Source organism: Pseudomonas sp. CFBP 8772 (assembly GCF_014841665.1).
Lineage (GTDB): Bacteria > Pseudomonadota > Gammaproteobacteria > Pseudomonadales > Pseudomonadaceae > Aquipseudomonas > Aquipseudomonas graminis_B.
On sequence record NZ_JACYUI010000002.1, the window covers coordinates 371141 to 385932 of the forward strand.

The 14792-nt window shown below is 61.0% G+C and carries 12 protein-coding genes; 5 read left to right on the forward strand and 7 right to left on the reverse strand.

Going from position 1 to position 14792, the window contains the following annotated elements:
• Positions 1–74 precede the first annotated feature (74 nt).
• A complete protein-coding gene (locus IFT99_RS05375) occupies positions 75–545 on the forward strand; it encodes an Lrp/AsnC family transcriptional regulator (protein WP_065987447.1) in 471 nt (156 codons plus the stop codon).
• Positions 546–1194: 649 nt separating this feature from the next.
• Here the strand turns inward: IFT99_RS05375 and IFT99_RS05380 are convergent.
• Positions 1195–2562 (reverse strand): CYTH domain-containing protein, encoded by a 1368-nt coding sequence (locus IFT99_RS05380; protein WP_192130715.1) that lies wholly within the window; start codon positions 2560–2562, stop codon positions 1195–1197.
• Between the two features lie 165 nt (positions 2563–2727).
• Here IFT99_RS05380 and argE point away from each other — a divergent pair, with 165 nt between their 5' ends.
• Together argE and argA are read left to right on the forward strand one after the other, a co-directional pair.
• Positions 2728–3876: an acetylornithine deacetylase gene (gene argE / locus IFT99_RS05385; protein ID WP_192130716.1), complete on the forward strand. Its 1149-nt coding sequence runs from the start codon at positions 2728–2730 to the stop codon at positions 3874–3876.
• A 160-nt stretch (positions 3877–4036) separates the two neighbouring features.
• Positions 4037–5335, forward strand: a complete 1299-nt coding sequence (gene argA, locus IFT99_RS05390; protein WP_065987444.1) for an amino-acid N-acetyltransferase — start codon at positions 4037–4039, stop codon at positions 5333–5335.
• 180 nt (positions 5336–5515) lie between these two features.
• On the opposite strand, the gene gshA is transcribed toward argA, so the two are convergent.
• The 3 genes from gshA to IFT99_RS05405 all read right to left on the reverse strand — a co-directional run bounded on the left by gshA (position 5516) and on the right by IFT99_RS05405 (position 10007).
• A complete protein-coding gene (gene gshA / locus IFT99_RS05395; protein WP_192130717.1) occupies positions 5516–7102 on the reverse strand; it encodes a glutamate--cysteine ligase in 1587 nt (528 codons plus the stop codon).
• A gap of 197 nt (positions 7103–7299) precedes the next feature.
• The gene (locus IFT99_RS05400) at positions 7300–7683 is read right to left on the reverse strand and encodes a PaaI family thioesterase (protein ID WP_065987442.1); all 384 of its coding nucleotides are present in this window, start codon (positions 7681–7683) and stop codon (positions 7300–7302) included.
• A complete protein-coding gene (locus tag IFT99_RS05405; protein WP_192130718.1) occupies positions 7683–10007 on the reverse strand; it encodes a Tex family protein in 2325 nt (774 codons plus the stop codon). The genes IFT99_RS05400 and IFT99_RS05405 overlap by 1 nt, the downstream gene beginning before the upstream one ends.
• A 280-nt stretch (positions 10008–10287) precedes the next feature.
• Here IFT99_RS05405 and ompR point away from each other — a divergent pair, with 280 nt between their 5' ends.
• Positions 10288–11028, forward strand: a complete 741-nt coding sequence (gene ompR, locus IFT99_RS05410; protein ID WP_065987440.1) for an osmolarity response regulator transcription factor OmpR — start codon at positions 10288–10290, stop codon at positions 11026–11028.
• A gap of 166 nt (positions 11029–11194) precedes the next feature.
• Positions 11195–12508, forward strand: coding sequence for an ATP-binding protein (locus IFT99_RS05415; RefSeq protein WP_065987439.1), 1314 nt, complete (start codon positions 11195–11197; stop codon positions 12506–12508).
• A gap of 81 nt (positions 12509–12589) precedes the next feature.
• Here IFT99_RS05415 and rimK read toward each other — a convergent pair whose 3' ends face one another.
• The 3 genes from rimK to rimA are packed head-to-tail and all read right to left on the reverse strand — an operon-like array spanning position 12590 to position 14763.
• Positions 12590–13495 carry a 30S ribosomal protein S6--L-glutamate ligase gene (gene rimK, locus IFT99_RS05420; RefSeq protein ID WP_065987438.1) on the reverse strand — a complete coding sequence of 302 codons (906 nt, stop codon included), beginning with the start codon at positions 13493–13495 and terminating at the stop codon, positions 12590–12592.
• A complete protein-coding gene (gene rimB / locus IFT99_RS05425) occupies positions 13492–13974 on the reverse strand; it encodes a retropepsin-like aspartic endopeptidase RimB (RefSeq protein ID WP_065987437.1) in 483 nt (160 codons plus the stop codon). The genes rimK and rimB overlap by 4 nt, the downstream gene beginning before the upstream one ends.
• Before the next feature lie 15 nt (positions 13975–13989).
• Positions 13990–14763: a S6 modification regulatory phosphodiesterase RimA gene (gene rimA / locus IFT99_RS05430; RefSeq protein ID WP_192130719.1), complete on the reverse strand. Its 774-nt coding sequence runs from the start codon at positions 14761–14763 to the stop codon at positions 13990–13992.
• Between the last annotated feature and the right edge of the window lie 29 nt (positions 14764–14792).

Sequence of the window (14792 nt, forward strand, 5' to 3'; positions counted from 1 at the left end):
TCTGATCGAAGATGCGCTGTATTAGGCTATATGGGACTTGTTTATGTGCACTGGACTGCTTTCAGGAATTGACTATGCAAATCGAGCTGGATGCCTACGACCGGAAGATTCTGGCGCTGCTGCAGGAGGATGCGTCGCTGTCCAGCGCGCAGATTGCCGAGCAGGTCGGCCTGTCGCAGTCTCCTTGTTGGCGGCGGATCCAGCGGCTCAAGGAGGAGGGCGTGATCCGGCGGCAGGTGACGCTGCTGGATCGCAAGAAGATTGGCCTGAATACGCAGATTTTTGCAGAGGTAAAGCTCAACGCCCACGGTCGGTCCAATTTCACTGAATTCACCGAAGCGATCCGTGGCTTTCCCGAAGTGCTGGAGTGTTATGTGCTGATGGGGTCGGTGGACTTTTTGCTGCGCATCGTCACGCCGGATATCGAGGCGTATGAGCGATTCTTCTTCGAAAAGCTCTCGCTGGTACCGGGCATTCAGGAAGTGAACTCGACAGTGGCGCTGTCTGAGATCAAATCGACGACGAGCTTGCCGATTGGCCGATAGGGTGCCTCTTCCCGGCTGAAGCTGGTCCTACTGACACAACGCATGCCTTTCGTAGGACCGCTTGCCTTTAGTGGGACCGGCTTCAGCCGGGAAGGCGTAGGTAGGCACACCACAAAAATTGAGGGGCGGCCACTGGCCACTTCCCGGCTGAAGCCGGTCCTACTGACACACGCATGCCTTTCGTAGGACTGGCTTTAGCCGGGAAAGCGTAGGTAGGCACACTGCAAAAATTGAGGGTGCTGTTACTGGCCTCTTCCCGGCTAAAGCCGGTCCTACTGACACACCGCGTGCCTTTCGTAGGACTGGCTTTAGCCGGGAAAGCGTAGGTAGGCACACTGCAAAAACTGAGGGGCGGCCACTGGCCACTTTCCGGCTGAAGCCGGTCCTACTGACACACGCATGCCTTTCGTAGGACTGGCTTTAGCCGGGAAGGCGTCGGTAGGCACACTGCAAAAATTGAGGGTGCTGTTACTGGCCACTTCCCAGCTAAAGCCAGTCCTACTGACACGCCGCGTGCCTTTAGTGGGACTGGCTTCAGCCGGGAAGGCGCCGGTGGACACACCACAAAAATTAAGGTGCGGCCACTGGCCTCTTCCCGGCTGAAGCCGGTCCTACCAAAACAGCGTCAGCCGGTCCTACTGCCAGCGCCTTACAATTTCAACAATGTCTTCCACGCCCGGCTTTGCAGCACGGTGATGGTTTGCTGGACGCGGGCATCGAGGATTTCGTCGGTGATGTCCAGGTGCGCCAGTTGCTCTAGCTTGTTCAACTCGCCGTACAAGCGATCCAGCTCAGGCAGGTCGAGGGCCTGGCGGGCGTAATGCAGCCAGACCTGAAGGCGTTCGATGCGTGGCAGTTGCTCGGCCAGATCTTCCGGCTGCTGCTGGTAGCGCGGCAGGTTCAGCGCGGTGGCTTCGTCACACAGGAAACGCGGTACCCAGCTGCTGAGCATCGCGTGGCCCTGACGATTGCCACGGTTGTTGCGCTCCACCGTCCAGCTGTGCGCCATCAACCAGCGCGAGGTGGTCAGCGAGAACAGACCCCAGCGAGTGTCCTGCAATTCTTCGATGAACTGCTCATGGGCGGCGGCGCGTACGTCGCCGTCTTCCTGGCCAGCCAGCACCAGCGTGCGCCAGTCTTCCAGCAAAGCGTCCAGCGCGGCGCGCAGGTCATGGGTCGTGGCGCGCGGAGCGGCCTGACCGAGGCTGCCGGCCAGAGCGCGCAATTCAGCGAGCACTTCGACCCATTCCTGCAACAGGCTCCAGTGACCGTTGAAACGGTACTGCTCGGCCAGACGCTGGCTGCTGCCGAGCAGGAACCAGGCGATGGCGCTGAACGCGTCGTCTACGGAGAGTTCGCCATGCAGCTCGGGTGACGGCAACTTGATCGAGTAGCTGCTGGCGTCGAACAGGCGATAGCCACGTTCGGCCTTGCTGATATCGCAGGGCATCAGCGGCAGCTTCTCGGCCAGCTCTGCAGCCAATTCCAGCAGCGCAGCAGGGTCGCCTTCGCGCAGTTCAAGCTCCAGCTCGCAGATTTCTTCCTGCTGCTTGCCGGCGACGACCTTGCCCAGGTCCAGCGCCGCTTCGATCACCACCTTGGTCTTGCCACGGCCCCAGGCGATTTCCGCTTTCTCGCGGACGAAATCAGTGGTGAACACCGGCTTGATGGTTTTCTTGTCCAGATCTGCCAGTTGCTCGGGCCAGCATTCGCCGTCGAGCTTCTTCAGGTCCAATTTGGCTTTGGGTACATCCCAGTTGTATTCGTTACGCTCGGACAGGCCCGCCACGCTCTGGCCGCGGGTCTTGAGGGTCTGAATGATTGCGTCGCCGTCGCGGCGCAGGCGCAGCGCAACCTTGGCATGGGCCAGCTCGCGCTCGGGGGTGTCGAAGTACTGATTGAACAGCTCCAACCGCTCCCAGCCGCTCTTGTTGCGCTTCTTCAGCAACGGGTGCTCGCGCAGGGCTATGAGGGTTTCGCGGCTGACGCGGAGTTTGATTTCGGTTTCTTTCTGCATGGCCGGAGAATCCAAACGCTCTATCGCTGATAACGGGGTCGCAGCCGGAATCGACACAGCTGCGTGGGCCGTGCAGTGTACAGGACATCAACCGTGACAGTTTATTCATGCGGGCCAATCGACCTATGATGGCCGGCGTGTCGTACCCCATTACCGGAGTCGCCTATGCCGTTGCCGTCCATGAAAGACCAGTTCGCCGCCCTGATCGCCGCGCCGTCTGTGAGCTGTACGCAGCCCGCGCTCGACCAGTCCAATCGCGCCGTCATTGATCTGCTGGCAGGTTGGCTGGGCGATCTGGGTTTTGCCTGCGACATCCAGCACGTGAGCCCTGGCAAATTCAATCTGCTGGCAACGTATGGCACCGGCCCCGGCGGGTTGGTGCTCGCGGGCCACAGCGATACGGTCCCTTACGACGATGCGCTGTGGAAGACCGATCCGCTGAAACTGACCGAAGTCGACGGCAATTGGGTAGGACTGGGCAGCTGCGACATGAAGGGCTTCTTCGCGTTGGCCATTGAGGCGCTTCAGCCGCTGCTCGATCAGCCGTTCAAACAGCCGCTGATCATCCTCGCGACCTGCGATGAAGAAAGCTCCATGGCTGGTGCCAAGGCATTGGCTGCGGCGGGCGGCGTGCTCGGCCGCGCGGCGGTTATTGGCGAGCCGACTCGCCTCAAGCCGGTCCGCCTGCACAAAGGCGTGATGATGGAGCGCATCGAGATTCTCGGCCGCAGCGGTCACTCCTCTGACCCGAGCCTGGGGCGTAGCGCCCTGGAAGCCATGTACGACGCCATTGGCGAACTGAAAGGCCTACGCCGACAGTGGCAGGAGCAATACCGCAATCCGCAGTTCAGCGTGCCTCAACCCACCCTGAACTTCGGTTGCATCCATGGCGGCGACAACCCGAACCGCATCTGCGGGCAATGCTCGCTGGAGTTCGACCTGCGCCCGCTGCCGGGGATGGACCCCGAGGTGCTGCGCGCCGCGATCCGGCAGAAACTGCAGCCCGTCGCCGAACTGCACCAAGTACAGATCGACTACGCGCCGCTGTTTTCGGAGGTGTCTCCCTTTGAAGAACGGGCCGATGCGGAACTGGTGCGAATCGCGGAGCGTCTGACCGGTCATGCGGCCGAAGCAGTGGCATTTGGCACCGAAGCGCCTTATCTTCAGCGCCTTGGTTGTGAAACCATCGTGATGGGGCCCGGGGATATTGCCTGTGCGCACCAGCCCGGTGAGTATCTTGAAATGTCACGTTTGCAGCCTACAGTGCGTCTGTTACGTCAATTGATCGAAAATTACTGCCTGGCTACCCCTTGAGTGCCCTTGAATGCGCCCACGTGCTGGTTGAGTCAGGGCCTGTCTGAGAATTACCCGAAAAGGAGAGTACGCGTGTTGCGATGCCTGTTCCGACGATAACGCTCATGCCGTCTTGAGTGCTTCCACCCCTTCGTCCATCCACTACAGGCTCCTTTCGGATATGCCCGATTACGTCAATTGGCTCCGCCACGCGTCTCCCTACATCAATGCCCACCGGGATTGCACCTTCGTCGTTATGCTTCCGGGCGATGGCGTGGCGCACCCGAACTTCGGCAATATCGTCCACGACCTCGTGTTGCTGCACAGCCTCGGCGTGCGCCTCGTGCTGGTTTACGGCTCCCGCCCGCAGATCGAAAGCCGCTTGCAGGCCCGTGGCCTGACGCCGCATTTCCATCACGACATGCGCGTGACTGATTTCGCCACCCTTGAATGCGTGATCGACGCCGTCGGCGCCCTGCGAATTGCCATCGAGGCGCGTTTGTCGATGGACATGGCCGCTTCGCCGATGCAGGGCTCGCGGTTGCGCGTGACCGGTGGCAACTTCGTCACGGCGCGCCCGATCGGCGTCCTCGAGGGCGTCGATTTCCAGCACACCGGCGAAGTGCGCCGTATCGACCGCAAGGGTATTAGCCGGCTGCTCGACGAACGCTCCATCGTGTTGCTTTCACCGCTGGGTTACTCGCCCACCGGCGAGATCTTCAACCTGGCCTGCGAAGACGTCGCGACGCGCGCGGCCATTGATCTGGGGGCGGAAAAGCTGCTGCTGTTTGGCGCCGAGTCAGGCTTGCTGGACGAGCAGGGCCGATTGGTCCGTGAGCTGCGTCCACAACAGGTCCCCGCGCACCTACAGCGCCTGGGCAGCAACTACCAGGCGGAACTGCTGGATGCCGCGGCCCAGGCCTGTCGCGGTGGTGTGGCGCGCAGCCATATCGTCAGCTATGCCGAAGACGGCGCGCTGCTCTCCGAGCTGTTCACCCGAGCCGGCGGCGGGACACTGGTGGCCCAGGAGCAGTTCGAGCTGGTGCGCGAAGCGTCGATCGGCGATGTCGGCGGGCTCATCGACCTCATCACGCCGTTGGAAGAGCAGGGCATCCTGGTGCGTCGGTCGCGGGAAGTGCTGGAGCGGGAAATCGAGCAGTTCAGCGTGGTTGAGCGCGAAGGCCTGATCATCGCCTGCGCGGCGCTGTACCCGATTGCCGATTCCGACGCGGGTGAGTTGGCATGTCTGGCAGTGAATCCCGAGTATCGCCACGGCGGGCGCGGCGACGAGCTGCTTGAACGCATCGAAGAACGCGCCCGGGCGCTGGGTCTGAAAACCCTGTTCGTCCTCACCACGCGTACGGCGCACTGGTTCCAGGAGCGCGGTTTCGAGGCCAGCAGCGTCGATCGCCTGCCCAGCGCACGTGCGTCACTGTACAACTACCAGCGTAATTCGAAGATTTTCGAGAAGGCGATCTAAGCGAAGCGCGTCAGGGCCTGAAGCCTGACGCGCATTTTCGGTTCGATACAACCCTTGTGGGAGCGAGCTTGCTCGCGAAGGGGCAGGTCAGACGATACATCTCCCTCGCCTGAGACACCGCTTTCGCGAGCAAGGTGGAGCGCCACCCCGGTCGTCCCACCGTTTGCAACGGGTCTGGCGTCAGTTGCTGATCGCCAGAATGCTCGCCTGATACGCACCCACGAACGTGTCGAAATCCACTTTCTCTTCGGTCTGTTCCAGCTCCGCTTGCTGAGCCAGGGACTCACGCGCCTTGCTCTCAAAATGCGTCTGGTCCTCTGCGCTCAGCGGATTGCTGCGGAAATGATCAGCGTGAACCTGTGACTGGCGCAGCGAGAAGGCCGTGAAGCCTTCCTTGTGCTCGGTCATGGCCGCCAGCACCTGTGCCGAAGGCGTCAGGGAGGCGTCCGCCACTTTCGCGCGCTGAGCGTCCAGCGATTTGACGTGCTGATCCGTGCCCTGGCTGGCATCGAGCAGTTCACAGATCGGCCTGATCGTGTCCAGCATCTCGTTGGCCCAGACTTTCAAGTCGATCGTCGTATCGTTGCGGTTCAGTTGCAGGCCGGGACGGCGACCTTCCTTGACCACGGTCAGGAAGTTCGTGCTGGCGTTGCCGCACTCGTTGCTCGCCAGCTGCGGGCTGTCGTGCAGCGCGCAATACAGAATGAACGCATCGATGAAGCGCGATTGCTCAAGGTCGATGCCCACCGGCAGGAACGGGTTGATGTCCAGGCAACGGACTTCCACGTACTGCACCCCGCGCGCGACGAGCGCCTGAATCGGACGCTCACCGGAATAGGTGACGCGTTTCGGGCGGATCGTCGAGTAGTACTCGTTCTCGATCTGCAGCACGTTGGTGTTCAGCTGAATCCACTCGCCATCCTTGTGCGTGCCGATTTCGACGTAAGGCGCGTAGGGCGTTGCCACCGCGCGGCGCAGGCTATCGGTGTACGTCAGCAGGTCGTTGTAGCAGGGCGTCAGGTCCGCCTGGGCGTTGCTTTGGTAACCCAGATCGCTCATCCGCAGGCTGGTCGCGTACGGCAGATACAGCGTTTCGGCGTCAAATTGCTCAAGCTGATGCGAGCGGCCGCGCAGGAAACTGGCATCCAGCGCCGGCGACGCGCCGAACAGGTACATCAGCAGCCAGCTGTAACGACGGAAGTTGCGAATCAGGCCGATATAGCTCTCGGACTGGAAATCGCGGTCATCGCCTTCGAATTTCGCGTCTTGCTTGAGCACGGGCCAGATGGCTTCGGGCAGCGAGAAGTTGTAGTGAATGCCGGCAATGCACTGCATGGTTTTGCCGTAACGCAAGGCAAGGCCCTGACGGTAGACGTACTTGAGCTTGCCGATGTTGGAGGTGCCGTAATAGGCGATCGGAATATCTGCTTCGGCCGGCAGCGGGCACGGCATCGAAGGGCTCCAGATGTATTCGCTGCCCAGTTTGCTGTACGCGAAGCGATGGATTTTATCCAGGCTTTCCAGCGTTTGAGCAGGGTCGGCCAGGGCGGGAGTGATGAACTCCAGCAGCGACTCGGAGTAATCGGTGGTGATTTGCTCGTTGGTCAGCGCCGCGCCGAGGGCTTCAGGGTGCGGGGTTTGTGCCAGACGGCCTTCGCCCGTAACGCGCAGGCATTCACGCTCGATGCCGTGCAAGCACTTCTCCAGAAGGGAGAGGTTGGAGTGCTCGCCAAGCAGAGTCAGGCGGCGGTTGAGAAGTTCGCTCAAGTTGGAATCCTTCACGCGTCAGTCGGCCCTATATGGGGGCGATATGGCGGTCTACAAGGGTGAAGAAAGGAACTGGCGTTTTCGCCTCGTCGATGGCCCTAACGCCGATGCCCGTCGCTGATCGTTCCTACAAGGAAATCAGATAATTTCGACACTGCTGAACAGTGCCGAAATTAACTCATAACGCTATCGGACAGCTAGACGATCGCAAACGTGCCCTGCGCTTTGGCAACCAGCTTGTCGTTCTGGCGAACGTCGGCTTCGACCACCAGGGTTCGGCGTCCGGCATGCAGCACGGTGCTGGTGCAGATGACTTCACCCTCGGCCACAGCACGCATGTAATTGATTTTGCATTCCACGGTGACACTTTGCTTGTCGAAGCCGTGGGTGCTGGAGCAGGCCAGCCCCATGGTGATGTCTACCAGACTGAACAGCGCGCCGCCGTGCATGACATTGCCGCGATTGCGCAGGTGCGGCTCCAGCGGCAAGGCCACGACGGCGACACCTTCATTCAACTGCACCACCCGGCAGCCGAGCGTCTTGAAGTAGGCGCTCTGAGTCAATTCATCAGGGATATCCATCAGCGCTTCTTCAATTGCTTGGCGTTGGCGAACAGCGACGCCATCGGATTGTTGCTCGGCGCCGGGGTGGGGGCTTCCTTACGGGGGGCATTGCTGTGCTGCTGGCGCGGCGCCGCACCAGGACGGGCACCGCGAGCGCCGTCGACTTTCTCGCCCGGCGTGTCGCTCATGCGCATCGACAGACCGACGCGCTTACGCGGAATGTCCACTTCCATCACCTTGACCTTCACCACATCGCCGGCTTTGACCGCTTCGCGAGGGTCCTTGATGAATTTCTCCGAAAGCGCAGAGATGTGCACCAAACCGTCCTGATGCACGCCGATATCAACGAACGCACCAAAGTTGGTAACGTTGGTGACTACGCCTTCGAGGATCATGCCCGGCTGAAGGTCCTTCAAGTCTTCAACGCCGTCCTGAAACTCAGCGGTCTTGAATCCCGGACGCGGATCGCGGCCCGGTTTTTCCAGTTCTTGAAGGATGTCGGTGACGGTCGGCAGGCCGAAGGTTTCGTCTGTGAATTTCTTCGGGTCGAGACGCTTCAGAAAGCCTGCATCGCCGATCAGCGAGCGGATGTCGCGATCGGTCTGGGCGGCAATGCGCTGCACCAGGGGGTACGCCTCAGGGTGAACGGCGGACGAGTCCAGCGGGTTGTCACCGTTCATGACGCGCAGAAAGCCTGCGGCCTGTTCGAAGGTTTTCTCGCCCAGGCGCGGGACTTTCTTCAGCGCCGCACGGGTCTTGAACGCGCCATTCTGGTCGCGGTGGGAAACGATATTCTGCGCCAGCGTGGTGTTCAGGCCGGAAATCCGCGCCAGCAGGGCCACGGAGGCGGTGTTCACATCCACACCCACGGCGTTCACGCAGTCTTCTACCACCGCGTCGAGGCCGCGGGCGAGTTTGAGTTGTGAGACGTCATGCTGGTACTGGCCAACACCAATGGATTTCGGGTCGATTTTCACCAGTTCGGCAAGCGGGTCCTGCAAGCGGCGGGCGATGGACACCGCGCCACGGATCGAAACGTCGAGGTCCGGGAATTCCTTGGCAGCGAGTTCCGAAGCCGAGTACACCGAAGCGCCGGCTTCAGAGACCATGACTTTGGTCATCTTCAGACCTGGATACTTTTTGATCAGATCGCCGGCTAGCTTGTCGGTTTCGCGGCTTGCGGTGCCGTTGCCGATCGCGATCAGGTCAACGGAATGCTTGGCGCACAGGGCTGCCAGCACGGCGATCGTCTGATCCCACTGGTTTTTTGGTACGTGCGGGTAGACCGTGGCGTAGTCCAGCAGTTTGCCGGTGCTGTCGACCACGGCGACCTTGCAGCCGGTGCGCAGGCCCGGGTCGAGGCCCAGCGTTGCGCGGGGTCCTGCTGGCGCGGCCAACAACAGGTCGTGCAGGTTGTGAGCGAATACGTTGATCGCTTCGGTCTCGGCACCTTCGCGCAGCTCGCCGAGCAGGTCGGTTTCGAGGCTGGAGTACAGCTTGACCTTCCAGGTCCAGCGCACGACTTCGGCCAGCCACTTGTCTGCAGGGCGGTTCTGGTTCTGCAGGCCGAAGCGCTCGCTGATCATCATTTCGCAGGGGTGCAGGGTGCCGGGCAATTCTTCCCCGACTTTCAGCGCCGAGCTCAGCACGCCCTCGTTGCGACCCCGAAAGATCGCCAGCGCGCGGTGCGACGGCATGCTCTTGAGCGGCTCGTCGTGTTCGAAGTAATCGCGGAATTTGGCGCCTTCTTCCTCTTTACCCGGGACCACCCGGGCACTGATCACGGCTTCGTGCTTGAGGAAGCTGCGCAGCTTCTCCAGCAGCGTCGCGTCTTCGGCAAAGCGCTCCATCAGAATGTATTTGGCGCCTTCGAGCACGGCCTTGACGTCGGCGAAGCCTTTCTCGGCATCGACGAATCGCGCGGCTTCGGCTTCGGGAGTAAGCGTCGGGTCGTTGAAGATCCCGTCGGCCAGCTCGCCCAGGCCGGCTTCCAGCGCGATCTGGCCTTTGGTGCGGCGCTTCTGCTTGTACGGCAGATACAAGTCTTCAAGGCGGGTCTTGGTGTCGGCGAGCTTGATGTCGCGCGCCAGTTCAGGGGTCAGCTTGCCTTGCTCTTCGATGCTGGCAAGGATGCTGATGCGGCGCTCGTCGAGTTCGCGCAGGTAGCGCAGGCGCTCTTCCAGATGACGCAGCTGCGTGTCATCGAGGCTGCCAGTGACTTCCTTGCGGTAACGAGCGATGAAAGGCACCGTTGAGCCTTCATCCAGTAGCGCGACGGCCGCTTCGACCTGTTGCGGGCGGACGCCGAGTTCCTCGGCGATGCGGCTGTTGATACTGTCCATAAAACCACCTGGCAAATGTGTGTGCATAAAATCAGCGGCTGGCGAACCGCCTTGAACGAGCGTTGCCTGACCTTGAGGGCGGCGCATTATACCCAGTGAGCCTTGAATAGGGGATTGCCCGGTCGATACGCCGGTTTCAGCCCGCGTAGCCGCCGTGAATCAGCCTTAAGTGACTCAACGAGAGCACCCATGTGGATTCAGGAAAAATCTGCTAACAATGCACACGGTGCGCATCACTGCAGCTACGCCATAATGCGCGCCGAGATCAAAGGAGCTTCCAATGAGCAGCACTGCACAAACGGCTGAAGGCGAGAAAATCCTCATCGTTGACGATGACCCGGGCTTGAGCAGCCTGCTAGAACGCTTTTTCAACAGCAAGGGCTACCGCGCCCGGGCTGTGCCCAACGTGGAGCAAATGGATCGGCTGCTGGCGCGCGAAGTGTTTCACCTCGTGGTGCTGGACCTGATGCTGCCGGGCGAAGACGGGCTGTCCGCCTGCCGCCGCCTGCGCGCCGCGAACAATCAAGTCCCTATCATCATGCTCACCGCCAAGGGCGACGAGCTCAGTCGCATCAAGGGCCTCGAGCTCGGCGCTGATGACTACCTCGCAAAACCTTTCAACCCTGACGAACTGATGGCCCGCGTTCGCGCTGTGCTGCGTCGTCAATCCGCACCCGTACCTGGCGCGCCTGCCACGGAAGACGAAACCGTCACCTTTGGCGACTACGCTCTGTCCCTCGCCACCCGCGAGCTCAAGCGTGGCGACGAAGTGCACATGCTCACGACCGGTGAATTCGCCGTGTTGAAGGCATTGGTCATGCACGCCCGTGAGCCGCTGACGCGAGACAAGCTGATGAACCTGGCTCGGGGCCGTGAGTGGGACGCTCTGGAGCGCTCCATCGATGTCCAGATCTCCCGTCTGCGCCGTCTGATTGAAGTGGACGCTGCCAAGCCGCGTTACATTCAGACGGTCTGGGGAGTGGGTTATGTTTTCGTGCCAGACGGTGCCAACAAGCAGTAACAGCAAGTTCGACGGTAACCTGCCGGGCCTGTCTCACGCCCGCCTACGTTAGCCAGTCACCTCGATGTTCGCGAAAGCGGCCATTGGCGTGACTGGTTTTTGCTGTGTCATGTGTTCCGCAAATTCGCGAGCCCGGCTCGCTTCCGCAAAGTGTGTAGCTGCTGTTATGAAGACACCGCTCTGGTTCCCGCAAAGTTTTTTCTCCCGCACCCTGTGGCTGGTGCTCATTGTCGTGCTGTTTTCGAAGGCGCTGACCCTCGTCTATTTGCTGATGAACGAGGATGTTCTGGTCGATCGTCAATACAGCCACGGCGTTGCACTCACTTTGCGGGCTTACTGGGCGGCCGATGAGAGTGACCGGCAGACCATCGCTGACGCCGCCGGACTGATCCGCGTGGTGGGCGGTGGTGTACCGGAAGGCGAGCAGCACTGGCCGTACTCCGAAATCTACCAACGGCAGATGCAGGATGAGCTGGGCGCGGACACCGAGGTGCGCCTGCGTGTCCACGCGCCCCCCGCGCTATGGGTGAGGGCGCCGAGTCTTGGCGATGGCTGGCTGAAAGTGCCGCTGTACCCGCATCCGTTGCGCGGGCAGAAAATCTGGAGCGTGCTGGGCTGGTTCCTGGCGATCGGATTACTCTCGACGGCCTCGGCCTGGATCTTCGTCAGCCAGCTCAATCAGCCGCTCAAGCGCCTGGTGTTTGCGGCCCGCCAATTGGGCCAGGGCCGCAGCGTGCGTTTGCCGGTGGGTGACACGCCCAGCGAGATAACCGAGGTCTACCGCGCGTTCAACCAGATGGCCGAAGACGTGGAGCAGGCCGGGCAGGAGCGCGAACTGATGCTGGCCGGGGTGTCTCACGATTTGCGGACGCCGCTGACCCGGCTGCGTCTGTCCCTTGAGCTGATGCCGACCAATAACGAGTTCATGGAAGGCATGGTTCGCGACATCGAAGACATGGACGCGATCCTCGATCAATTCCTGGCATTCATCCGGGACGGGCGTGATGAAGAGGTCGAAGAAGTCGATCTGGTCGAGCTGGTCCATGAAGTCGTCGCGCCGTACAACAACCCGGTGGAGCAAGTACGGCTGTGCCTGGAGTCCATTCCGCCTTTCCCGTTGCGACGGGTTTCCATGAAACGTTTGCTCAACAACCTCATTGGCAATGCGATGCACCATGCCGGTGACGGGGTTGAAGTCGCGGCCTATGTTTCCGGCGACAGCGGCGCGCCCTACGTGGTGCTGAGTGTGCTGGACAGGGGCATGGGGATCGATCCGTCGGAGCTGGAAGGTATTTTCAATCCCTTCATCCGTGGTGACCGCGCCAGAAGCGGCAAGGGGACAGGGCTTGGCCTGGCGATCGTCAAGCGCATTGCCGCAATGCACGGCGGTAATGTCGAGCTGCGTAATCGTTCGGGAGGCGGGCTGGAGGCCAGAGTTCGCCTGCCGTTGGGGTTGTTGCTGCCGCGGGATGCCGATTGATTCGTTCGTGATTCTGCCTGGAGGCCGTGGGCGGGTGGGGTACTCGCGACCATAGCCTCCGTGCAGAGACGGGCTTGGGGGTTATCCTTTGCCTTTGGTGCGGGTCATGTGCGGCCCGCCGTTTTTCTCGATGTACTCGATGATTATCCCCGCGACATCCTTGCCGGTGGTGGTTTCAATGCCTTCAAGACCTGGCGATGAGTTCACCTCCATCACCAGTGGCCCGTGGTTGGAACGCAGGATATCGACGCCTGCCACACTCAGGCCCATGACCTTGGCCGCGCGAATGGCTGTCATGCGCTCTTCCGGGGTGATCTTGATGAGGCTGGCGGTGCCGCCGCGATGCAGGTTGGAGCGGAACTCCCCCGGTTTCGCCTGGCGCTTCATCGACGCAATGACCTTGTCACCCACCACGAAGCAGCGGATATCGGCGCCACCGGCTTCTTTGATGTACTCCTGCACCATGATGTCCTGTTTCAGCCCCATGAAGGCCTCAATCACGGATTCGGCCGCGGTCGCGGTTTCGCACAGCACCACGCCAATACCTTGCGTCCCCTCGAGCACCTTGATTACCAGAGGCGCGCCGTTGACCATCTGGATCAGGTCAGGGATGTCATCCGGTGAGTGGGCGAAGCCGGTGACGGGCAAGCCAATGCCTCGACGTGACAACAGCTGCAGCGAGCGCAGCTTGTCGCGGGAGCGCGCGATGGCGACGGATTCGTTGAGCGGGAACACGCCCATCATTTCAAACTGACGCAGCACGGCGCAGCCGTAGAAGGTCACGGAGGCGCCGATGCGGGGTATCACCGCATCAAAGCCTTCCAGGGGTTTTCCTCGGTAGTGGATCTGCGGCTTATGACTGGCAATGTTCATATAGGCGCGCAGGGTATCGACCACCACGACCTCATGGCCGCGCTGGATTCCAGCTTCGACCAGACGACGAGTTGAATACAGACGCGGGTTTCGCGAAAGCACAGCGATCTTCATGCAGCACCTGTGGCAGAGAGATTTGAAGCCGGGAACACCGGCTTGTCCTGAATATATGTCACACCCGGATTGACCACCAACTGGCCGTCAATCAGGGCTTTGGAACCCAGCAGCAGCCGGTAGCGCATGGCCTTGCGGCAGGCCAGCGTGAATTCCACCGGCCAGACCCTGTCCCCCAGCGCCAGCGTCGTACGAATAACGTAGCGAACCTGGGCGTGGCCGTTGGAGCTTTTGATGGTTTTCATCGCCACCAATTGAGCCTCACAGCGACGGTGACGCAGCTGCACCACCGTCCCCAGATGAGCGTTGAAGCGCACCCATTTCTCACCGTCCCGTTCGAACGGCTCTATTTCTGTCGCGTGCAGGCTGGAAGTGCTGGCACCGGTGTCGATTTTTGCGCGCAGCCCGGCGACGCCCAGATGGGGCAAAGCCACCCATTCGCGCAGGCCGATGACTGTCAGATGGTCAAATGTTTTCAAATCGGTTCCGTTCGTTTACACGTTCTGCCAGGCGCCGGCATCGATGTGCGCCAGCGCCTGGAATGCAGGCTTGGCGAACCAGTAGCCCTGCATGAGGTAAATGTTGCAGTCGGCGAGGAAGTCCCGTTCGCCCGCATCTTCGATGCCTTCGGCGATCACTGTAACGTTCAGGTCCGTACACATTGTGACAATGCCGCGCACGATGGCCTGCCGTGCAGGGTCCAGATGGACGTTGCGCACCAGGGCCATGTCGAGCTTGATCAGGTCAGGCTGAAAGTCGGCGAGGAGGGTGAGTCCGGAGTGCCCGGCGCCAAAGTCGTCGATGGCGGTCTTGAAGCCGAACTGGCGGTACTCCCGAAGAATGTTGGTCAGGTGGCTGTTGCTGCAGACGTGCTCGGTTTCGACGGTCTCGAAGATCAACCGGTCCAGCGGAAAGTTGTGGGCGCGGGCCGCTTCAAGGGTGCTGCGAATGCACAGGTCGGGGCGATACACCGCGTTGGGCAGGAAGTTGATCGACAGGTATTCGTCCATTCCCAGCCGGGCGGCAGTTGAAATCGCGCGGGTTCGGCACAATTGATCGAAACGGTAACGGTTGGTGTCGTCGATCTGGTTCAGGACAGACAGGGCACCCTCGCCGTTGACGCCTCGTACCAACGCCTCGTGAGCGAATACCGAGCGGTCGCGGACGTCCACGATGGGCTGATAGGCGAATTCAAATTCGAAATCCAGTGCGGAGCTTTCTCTGCAGCCCTGGCACCCACCAGTCAATGACGTTGGGAAGTCTGTCACGTCGTTCTCCTGAAGCCGGCGCTTTAGTC